This is a genomic window from Blastococcus sp. KM273129 (assembly GCF_021698995.1).
GTDB lineage: Bacteria > Actinomycetota > Actinomycetes > Mycobacteriales > Geodermatophilaceae > Blastococcus.
On record NZ_SSXB01000124.1, the window covers coordinates 1 to 7886 of the forward strand.

The window sequence follows — 7886 nt, forward strand, 5'->3', positions numbered from 1 at the left end:
ATGCGGCTCCTCGGGAGGGGGTGGGGTCAGCGCGTGTGGCCGGACCCCGTGACGACGTAGGTGGTCGAGGTGAGCTCGGGCAGGCCGAGCGGGCCCCGGGCGTGCAGCTTCTGGGTGGAGATGCCGATCTCGGCACCGAAGCCGAACTCGCCTCCGTCGGTGAACCGGGTCGAGGCGTTGACCAGCACGGCGGCGGCGTCGACACCGGCGGTGAACTCGGCGATGGCGCGGGCGGAGTCGGCGACGATCGCCTCGGTGTGGCCGGTGCTCCACCGCGCGATGTGGTCGAGGGCCTGCGGCAGGTCGTCGACGACCCGCACCGCCATGTCCATCGACAGGTACTCGGTGCCCCAGTCCTCGTCGGTGGCAGGGACGACGCCGGCGTGGGCCGAGCGGGCGGCGTCGTCGCCGTGCAGCGCGACGCCGGCATCGGCCAGCGCGGCCAGCAGCCGCGGCAGGAACGGCACGTCGCGGTGCACCAGCAGCGTCTCGGCGCTGTTGCAGACGCTGACCCGGTGGGTCTTGGAGTTGAGCACGACCGCCTCGGCGATCTCCGGGTCCGCCGAGGCGTCGACGTAGACGTGGCAGTTGCCCTCGCCGGTCTCGATCACCGGCACCCGCGACTCCCGCACGACCCGCTGGATCAGCGAGGCGCCCCCGCGCGGGATGACGACGTCGACCAGTCCCCGGGCGTTCAGCAGCTCGCCCACCGATGCGCGGTCGGCCGGCAGCAGCTCGACGAAACCCGCCGGCAGCCCCGCCTTCTCCCCCGCCTCGGCGAGGACGGCGAGCAGCGCGGTGTTGGTGCCGAACGCCGACGCCGAGCCGCGCAGCAGCGCCGCGTTGCCGCTCTTGAGGCACAGCCCGGCGGCGTCGACGGTCACGTTGGGGCGGGCCTCGTAGACGATGCCCACCACGCCGAGGGGGACGCGGACCTGCTTCAGCTCCAGCCCGTTGGGCAGCCGCGACCCGCGGACGACGTCGCCGACCGGGTCGGGCAGCGCCACGAGCCGGCGCAGCGCGTCGGCGACCCCGGCGATCCGGCCCGCGTCCAGCCGCAGCCGGTCGACGATCGCCTCCGGCGTGCCGTCGGCCCGGGCGGCGGCGACGTCGGTCGCATTCGCGGCCAGGATCTCGTCGGCGCGCTCGACCAGCGCCCCGGCCATCGCCGCCAGCGCGGCGTCCTTGGTGTCCGTCGGCAGGGTGCGGAGCACCCGGGAGGCAGCCTTCGCGCGCAGCGCGGCGGCACCGATCAGCGGCAGGCCGGAGACGTCGGACACACCGAGATCCTACGCGCGGGCGGGTACGGGTCCGCGCGCGCGACCGGGCGCCGACCGCGCCGGGGAGCTGTGTGAGAATGATTCCCATGCACATGTCGTCGATGCGCCGCACCACCGTCGCCCTCGGGTCCGCCACCTGCCTGCTGCTGGCCGGTTGCGGCTCCTCCACCGGGACGGAGGAGGCGTCCGGCGCCACCGGCGGGGGCGAGCTGTCCGTGCTGGCCGGCTTCTACCCGCTGCAGTGGGCCGCCGAGCAGGTCGGTGGCGATCGCGTGTCGGTCACCTCGGCCACCCCGCCCGGCGGCGAGCCGCACGACCTGGAGCTCACGCCGCGGGACGTCGCCGCGATCTCCGAGGCCGACCTGGTCCTCTACCTCGAGGGCTTCCAGCCCGGCCTCGACGACGCCGTCGCGTCCGAGGCCCCCGACGCCGCCTGGGACGCGGGCCAGGCCGCCGACCTCTCGCTGACCACCACCGGCGGGCACGACCACGCCCACGAGGAGGAGGCCCACGCCGAGGAGGAAGCGCACACCGAGGATGAGGCCCACACCGAGGATGAGGCCCACGCCGAGGAGGAAGCGCACACCGAGGATGAGGCCCACGCCGAGGGCGAGGAGTCGGTCGACCCGCACTTCTGGCTGGACCCCGCCCGCCTGGCCGACGTCGCCGACGCCATGGCCGACCGGCTCGCCGAGCTGGACCCGGACGGCGCGGACACCTACGCGGACAACGCCGCGGCGCTGCGCGCCGACCTCGAGGCCCTGGACGCGGAGATGTCCGACGGGCTCGCGGGCTGCGCCGTGGACACCCTGGTGACGAGCCACGACGCGTTCGGCTACCTCGGCGAGCGCTACGGTCTCGAGGTGGTCGGCATCAACGGTCTCAGCCCGTCGCAGGAGCCCAGCGCCGCCCAGCTCGCCGAGATCACCGAGCTGGTGGCCGACCGCGGCATCACCACCGTCTACACCGAGACCCTCGTCGACCCGGCGGTGGCCGAGACCGTGGCGGCGGAAGCGGGCGTGCGGACCGCCGTCCTCGACCCGATCGAGGGCCTGACCGACGAGTCGGCCGGTGAGGACTACCTCGAGGTCATGCGCGCCAACCTCGCCACCCTGCAGGAGGGCCAGAACTGCTCGTGACCGGCCGCACCCTCGCCGAGCAGCAACCGCCGGGGCCCGATCGCGACCTCGCGGTCGGGCTCCGCGGCGCGAGCATCGGCTACGGCGACGTCCCCGTGGTGCAGGGCGTGGACCTGACGGTGCGCCCCGGTGAGGCGCTCGCCGTCCTCGGGTCGAACGGCTCCGGGAAGACCACCCTCGCCCGCGGCCTCCTCGGCCTGGCGTCCGTGCTCGGGGGGGAGGTCACCGTGCTCGGCGCCCCCGTCGGACGGCTGCGCGACCGCGGTCGGGTCGGCTACGTGCCCCAGCGGCACACGGTCAGCGGCGCGGTGCCGGCCACCGTCCGCGAGGTGGTCGGCGTCGGCCGGCTCGCCCGGCGGGGCCTGCTGGGCCGACCCACCGCCGCCGACCGCGCGGCCGTGGCCGACGCCATCGAAGCGGTGGGGCTCGCGGACCGCGTGCGCGATCCGGTTGCGTCGCTGTCGGGCGGCCAGCAGCGCCGCGTGCTCGTGGCCCGGGCGCTGGCCGCCGAACCCGAGCTGCTGATCATGGACGAACCGACCGCCGGTGTCGACGCCGCCAACCAGCAGGCCCTCGCGGGTGTCCTGGCCGAGGTGTCGTCGCGCGGGACGACCCTGCTGGTGGTCACGCACGAGGCCGGTCCGCTCGCCGGCGTCCTGACCCGCGCGGTCGTCGTCGACCACGGACGGGTGCGCTACGACGGGCCGCTGGCCGGGGCCGGCCCCCTGGCCGGCGACGCCGGGCACCACCACCCGGGGGATCCGGACGACCACCCGGCGACCGGCTACCGCCAGCACCAGCCGTGGACGTCCTCCCGCCCGGTGCGCGCCCGCGACGGGGAGCAGTGACGTGGAGATCCTCCAGTACGAGTTCATGCAGCGGGCGCTGCTGGCGTCCCTGATGGTGGGGCTGGCGGCTCCGGCGGTCGGCATCTTCCTGGTGCAGCGGCGGCTGTCGCTGCTGGGCGACGGCCTCGGCCACGTCGCGCTCGTCGGCGTCGGCGTCGGCGTCCTCACCTCCACCGCACCGGTCGGGGCGGCCCTCGTCGCGGCGATCGCCGGGGCGGTGCTCATCGAGCTCGTCCGCGCCCGCGGGCGCACCAGCGGCGACGTGGCGCTCGCCGTCCTCTTCTACGGGGGCATCGCCGGCGGCGTGGTGCTGCTCAGCCTGGCGCCGTCCGGCCAGGCGACGAACCTCGACGCCTACCTGTTCGGGGCGATCACCACCACGAGCGCCGGCGACCTGGCGGCCTTCGGCGTCATCACGGTCGTGATCCTCTCGGTCGTGTGGCTGCTCGGGCAGCGGCTGTACGCGGTGAGCGACGACGAGGAGTACGCCCGCGCGGTGGGCCTGCCGGTGCTGGCGCTCAACGTGGTGCTCGCCGCGCTGGTCGCCTCGACCGTCGTGCTGTCGATGCGCGTGGTGGGCCTGCTGCTGATCAGCGCGCTGATGATCCTCCCCAGCGCGGTGGCGCAGCTGCTGGCCGGCAGCTTCCGGCAGGCACTGCTGCTGGCCTGCGGCATCGGCCTGGTCGTCAGCCTCGCCGGCACCACGGCCTCCTACTACACGGGCACGCCGTCCGGCGGCACCATCGTGCTGCTGGCGATCGCCCTGTTCCTGCTCGTCGCGCTGGCCGTCGCCGTGCGGGAGGCCACGGGCCGCCGGCGGCACCGGCGTAAGGTCGGCCTGCACGCCGCCCACCCGCACGAGCACGGGGAGGGCTGCGGCCACCGGCCGGTCCCGCACGGTGACCACGTGGACTACGACCACGACGGCCACCTGCACGCACCGCACCGGACCGGCACGGGCGTGCACTACGACGAGCACGGCGAGCACCCGGTGCCGGCACCGGTGGAGGGAAAGGCAGGCCGACCGTGAGCTCCCCCGACACCGCTCCCCCCGCCCGCCGGCAGACCCGCCAGCGCACCGCGGTCCTGGAACTGCTCGACGAGCTCGACGGCTTCCGGAGCGCCCAGGACCTGCACGCCCTGCTGCGCGAGCGCGGCGACTCGGTGGGCCTGGCGACGGTCTACCGGGCGTTGCAGGCGCTGGTCGACGACGGCCTGGTCGACGTCCTGCGCAGCGGCGAGGGCGAGGCGGCGTACCGCCGCTGCTCACCGGTGCACCACCACCACCTGGTGTGCCGAGCCTGCGGGCGCACGGTGGAGGTCGCCGACCCGCCGGTGGAGAGGTGGGCGGCCAGGATCGCCGCCGAGCACGGCTTCGCCGACGTGCAGCACGAGCTCGAGGTCTTCGGCACCTGCGGGAGCTGCGCCGCCGGTCGCGGCTGAGTCAGGCTCCGAAGCGCATCGGGACGCCCAGGCCGGCCGCGGCCGGGACCAGCGTCGCGGGCATCCCCGCGTCCGGCTCGCCCGATGCACCCGGTCCGCCCTCCCGCACCCAGGCCGCCAGCGCCGCGGCGCGCTCCTCCTCGTGCACCCCGGCCAGCCAGACAGTCGGCCCGGAGCACCCACCGGAGCCGTCGCGGTGGGCCACGGCGGCGACGGAGGCGAGCCCGCACGGACCCAGGCACGCCGTGGTCACCAGCACGGCCCCGCGGGTCTCGCGCACCGCGGCGGACAGCCCGGAGCCGGCCGCCGCTGCCCCCGTCGAGGTGCAGCGGCGTCCCAGGCAGAGCGCCACGACGGGCCCCGGCACGTCCGGACGCCGGCCGGTCACGGCAGGAGCCCCCGCTCGTAGGCCTTCTGCAGCCGGGCGGGGACCAGTCGCTCCTCCCCGTCGACGCGGACCGGCACGAGGGGCACCGGCGTCGCCTTCCACTGCGCCTTCCGGGACCGGGTGCGGGACCGCGAGGTGCGCCGCTTCGGGACCGCCACGGCTCAGCCCTCCGTCCGGCGGGCGCCGAGGTGCCGCGCGTAGCGCTGGTGGAACCGCTCGACGCGCCCGGCGGTGTCGAGGACCCGCTGGTCACCGGTCCAGAAGGGGTGCGAGGCGGCGGAGATGTCCACGCCGACCAGCGGCAGCACCTCGCCGTCGAGCTCGACGGTCTGGGTCGTGGCGACGGTGGAGCGGGTGCGGTAGAGCCTGCCGCTGGCCGCGTCGCGGAAGACGACGGTGCGGTACTCGGGGTGGATGCCGGAACGCATCAGGAACGGTCCTCTCGGTCGGTGGTCGACGCCCGGTCGTCGGGCGCGGGGGTCGCCTCGCACGGGTCCTCGTGCCAGGAGCCGAAGGGGTCGGGGAGGCCGGCCCACGCCGCGGGCCCCGCCGCCATCTCGTCGTCGGTCAGCAGCGCGGCGTCGAGCGCGGAGATCACCGCCACGCCCGGCTGCCGGTGGGAGAGCACGACCACCTCGGTGTGCCGGTCCCCGTGGGCCGGGTCCCACCGCAGCGCCGCGGCGACCTGGCGCTCCGGCTCGACGTCGGCCCAGTCGGGGCTGTCGTCGGGCAGCGTCGCCAGCCAGGGTCCGGCGTCCCCCATGCGCAGCCCCTGGCCGGCGGACTCCATCCAGAGGGCCCGGTCGTGCTGGCTCGCGAGCCAGACGCGGCCCCGGCTGCAGACGACGCCCTCGAGCAGCACGTCCAACGCCTCGTGCAACCGATCCGGGTGGAAGGGCCGCGGCGCCGAGAACCGGATGACGCTCACGCCGACGTCCTCGCCGAGCGGGGGGCGGCCGGGCAGCAGCGGGTCGTGCACCGAGGAGAGCCGGCCCCGGCGGGCCCCCGGGCCGAGCGCCGCCAGCAGCCGCTCCGGGCCGACGGCGGCGTCGGCCCGCGGCACGCCGGAGACCAGCCGGTCCAGCACGGCGTCCAGCCGGGCGGCCGTCCAGGCGTCGACCGGCCCGCCGGCCAGCAGGACCGCGTCGGCGAAGGCGACCTGACCCAGACCCACCTGGGCGAGCGTCCGGTCGTCGTCCGGGGTGGCGGCGAGCCCCCGGTCGGCGAGCTCCTCCGCACCGGTCACGTCCTCCAGCCAGGTGCGGCCGTCGACGACTGCCAGCACGCCGGCCACCTCGACCCGGTCGGCCGCCGTGCCGTCGGGGCCGGCCGGCACGTGGTCGAGGACCAGGTGGTCGATGGACCAGCACAGGTTCTCCGGCTCCAGGGCGGGATCCAGCTGGAGCACGATCCGGACGACGTCCGGCTCGGCGCCGAGCGCGTGCAGCAGCGGCAGCAGGTCCAGCCGCAGGGTGCAGGAGAGGCACCCGTGCGCGAGCTCCACGGCGGTCCGCTCCTCGACGAGGCCGGTGGCGGTGTGCCGGGTGACGGTCCGGAGGACGACGCCGTGGCCCAGCTGGCGGACGTCGTGGTGCACGACGACGCTGCCCGCCCGGCCGAGGAGCGCGCGGCTCGCCCGACCGGTGTGGGCGGCCTCGAGGCCGGTGACGATCACCAGGGGGGTGCGGGAGGACGTCATGCGACCACCCTAACCGCTAACGGGAATCGTTTTCATCTAGGGTGGTGCCGTACCCCGGGACCGCCCCGGGGCCCAGGACCCTGGAGGTGCCATGGCCACCTACTGCGAGGTGACCGGCCGCCGGCCCGGCTTCGGGAAGGACGTGAGCCACTCCCACCGGCGCACCAGCCGCCGCTTCGACCCCAACCTGCAGCGCAAGCGGTACTTCCTCCCGGGCGAGAACCGCTGGATCCGGCTCACCGTCTCGGCGAAGGGCATCAGGACCATCGACGCCCAGGGGATCGAGGCCGTCGTCGCCCGGCTGCGGGCCAGCGATCCCGACGTCCGCCGGCGGCTCGGTTCGGGGAGGCGCGGCTGATGGCCCGCGGCACCGACATCCGACCCGTCGTCCGGCTGAAGTCCACCGCCGGCACGGGCTACACGTACGTCACCAGGAAGAACCGGCGCAACGACCCCGACCGCCTGGTCCTGCGCAAGTACGACCCGATCGTCCGCAAGCACGTCGACTTCCGCGAGGAGCGCTGAGGTGGCCAAGACCTCGAAGATCGTCCGCGACCAGCAGCGGCGGGAGGTGGTGGCCCGCTACGCCGAGCGCCGGGCGGAGCTCAAGCTGGCGGCCCGGACCGCGGCCGCACCGGAGGAGCGGGTCGCCGCCCGGCAGGCGCTGCAGCGGCTGCCCCGTGACGCCAGCCCCACCCGGCTGCGCAACCGGGACGTCGCCGACGGCCGGCCGCGAGGCCACCTGCGGAAGTTCGGCCTGTCCCGGGTCCGCTTCCGCGAGATGGCCCACCGGGGCGAGCTGCCCGGCATCCGGAAGTCCAGCTGGTGAGCGGGCAGCGCGCGCGGAAGGGGCGCCGCCTCGACGGACCGGTGAGCTGGTACGACGTCCCGGTGCTGCGGTCGTTCATCTCCGACCGCGGCAAGATCCGCAGCCGGCGGGTCACCGGGTTGGAGCCGCAGCAGCACCGTCAGGTGGCGCGGGCCATCGAGAACGCCCGGGAGATGGCACTGCTCCCCCATCCGGCCAGGGGACGGTGACCGGCGTCGTGCGGGCGGCCCGCCTCACCCCTCGTACGGGTTCGCCGGCGG

The 7886-nt window shown here is 75.7% G+C and carries 13 protein-coding genes; 8 read left to right on the forward strand and 5 right to left on the reverse strand.

Annotated features, from left to right (window positions below; translation table 11 throughout):
- Positions 1 to 26: 26 nt before the first annotated feature.
- A complete protein-coding gene (locus E9565_RS20915) occupies positions 27 to 1280 on the reverse strand; it encodes a glutamate-5-semialdehyde dehydrogenase (RefSeq protein WP_236826303.1) in 1254 nt (417 codons plus the stop codon).
- Positions 1281 to 1366: 86 nt separating this feature from the next.
- Here E9565_RS20915 and E9565_RS20920 point away from each other — a divergent pair, with 86 nt between their 5' ends.
- Genes E9565_RS20920 through E9565_RS20935 form a run of 4 tightly spaced genes read left to right on the forward strand, consistent with a single transcriptional unit; the run spans position 1367 to position 4710 of the window.
- Entirely contained in the window at positions 1367 to 2419 is a 1053-nt protein-coding gene (locus E9565_RS20920) for a metal ABC transporter substrate-binding protein (RefSeq protein WP_236836649.1), read from the forward strand.
- Positions 2416 to 3267 carry a metal ABC transporter ATP-binding protein gene (locus tag E9565_RS20925; RefSeq protein ID WP_236826301.1) on the forward strand — a complete coding sequence of 284 codons (852 nt, stop codon included), beginning with the start codon at positions 2416 to 2418 and terminating at the stop codon, positions 3265 to 3267. The genes E9565_RS20920 and E9565_RS20925 overlap by 4 nt, the downstream gene beginning before the upstream one ends.
- A 1-nt stretch (position 3268) precedes the next feature.
- Entirely contained in the window at positions 3269 to 4297 is a 1029-nt protein-coding gene (locus E9565_RS20930; protein ID WP_236826300.1) for a metal ABC transporter permease, read from the forward strand.
- On the forward strand, positions 4294 to 4710 hold the full coding sequence (locus tag E9565_RS20935) for a Fur family transcriptional regulator (protein WP_236826299.1): 417 nt from the start codon (positions 4294 to 4296) through the stop codon (positions 4708 to 4710). Before E9565_RS20930 ends, E9565_RS20935 begins: the two co-directional genes overlap by 4 nt.
- A 1-nt stretch (position 4711) precedes the next feature.
- Here E9565_RS20935 and E9565_RS20940 read toward each other — a convergent pair whose 3' ends face one another.
- The 4 genes from E9565_RS20940 to mrf are packed head-to-tail and all read right to left on the reverse strand — an operon-like array spanning position 4712 to position 6797.
- Positions 4712 to 5077, reverse strand: coding sequence for a hypothetical protein (locus E9565_RS20940; protein ID WP_236826298.1), 366 nt, complete (start codon positions 5075 to 5077; stop codon positions 4712 to 4714).
- Between the two features lie 17 nt (positions 5078 to 5094).
- Positions 5095 to 5256: a 50S ribosomal protein L32 gene (gene rpmF, locus E9565_RS20945; RefSeq protein ID WP_236826297.1), complete on the reverse strand. Its 162-nt coding sequence runs from the start codon at positions 5254 to 5256 to the stop codon at positions 5095 to 5097.
- 3 nt (positions 5257 to 5259) lie between these two features.
- On the reverse strand, positions 5260 to 5526 hold the full coding sequence (locus E9565_RS20950) for a type B 50S ribosomal protein L31 (RefSeq protein WP_236826296.1): 267 nt from the start codon (positions 5524 to 5526) through the stop codon (positions 5260 to 5262).
- Positions 5526 to 6797, reverse strand: coding sequence for a ribosome hibernation factor-recruiting GTPase MRF (gene mrf, locus E9565_RS20955; protein WP_236836650.1), 1272 nt, complete (start codon positions 6795 to 6797; stop codon positions 5526 to 5528). Before mrf ends, E9565_RS20950 begins: the two co-directional genes overlap by 1 nt.
- A 91-nt stretch (positions 6798 to 6888) precedes the next feature.
- Between mrf and rpmB the strand changes: the two genes are divergently transcribed.
- The 4 genes from rpmB to rpsR are packed head-to-tail and all read left to right on the forward strand — an operon-like array spanning position 6889 to position 7835.
- On the forward strand, positions 6889 to 7155 hold the full coding sequence (gene rpmB, locus E9565_RS20960; RefSeq protein ID WP_236826294.1) for a 50S ribosomal protein L28: 267 nt from the start codon (positions 6889 to 6891) through the stop codon (positions 7153 to 7155).
- A complete protein-coding gene (gene rpmG / locus E9565_RS20965; RefSeq protein WP_236826293.1) occupies positions 7155 to 7322 on the forward strand; it encodes a 50S ribosomal protein L33 in 168 nt (55 codons plus the stop codon). Before rpmB ends, rpmG begins: the two co-directional genes overlap by 1 nt.
- A gap of 1 nt (position 7323) precedes the next feature.
- The gene (gene rpsN, locus E9565_RS20970; protein ID WP_236836651.1) at positions 7324 to 7626 is read left to right on the forward strand and encodes a 30S ribosomal protein S14; all 303 of its coding nucleotides are present in this window, start codon (positions 7324 to 7326) and stop codon (positions 7624 to 7626) included.
- Positions 7623 to 7835, forward strand: a complete 213-nt coding sequence (gene rpsR / locus E9565_RS20975) for a 30S ribosomal protein S18 (protein WP_374201431.1) — start codon at positions 7623 to 7625, stop codon at positions 7833 to 7835. The genes rpsN and rpsR overlap by 4 nt, the downstream gene beginning before the upstream one ends.
- Positions 7836 to 7886 lie beyond the last annotated feature (51 nt).

What these genes read in the sequence shown, in the direction of transcription:
- mrf (WP_236836650.1), bottom strand. Translation starts at nt 6,797, where the DNA reads ATGACGTCCTCCCGCACCCCCCTGGTGATCGTCACCGGCCTCGAGGCC.
- E9565_RS20950 (WP_236826296.1), bottom strand. Translation starts at nt 5,526, where the DNA reads ATGCGTTCCGGCATCCACCCCGAGTACCGCACCGTCGTCTTCCGCGAC.
- E9565_RS20920 (WP_236836649.1), top strand. Translation starts at nt 1,367, where the DNA reads ATGCACATGTCGTCGATGCGCCGCACCACCGTCGCCCTCGGGTCCGCC.
- rpmB (WP_236826294.1), top strand. Translation starts at nt 6,889, where the DNA reads ATGGCCACCTACTGCGAGGTGACCGGCCGCCGGCCCGGCTTCGGGAAG.
- rpmG (WP_236826293.1), top strand. Translation starts at nt 7,155, where the DNA reads ATGGCCCGCGGCACCGACATCCGACCCGTCGTCCGGCTGAAGTCCACC.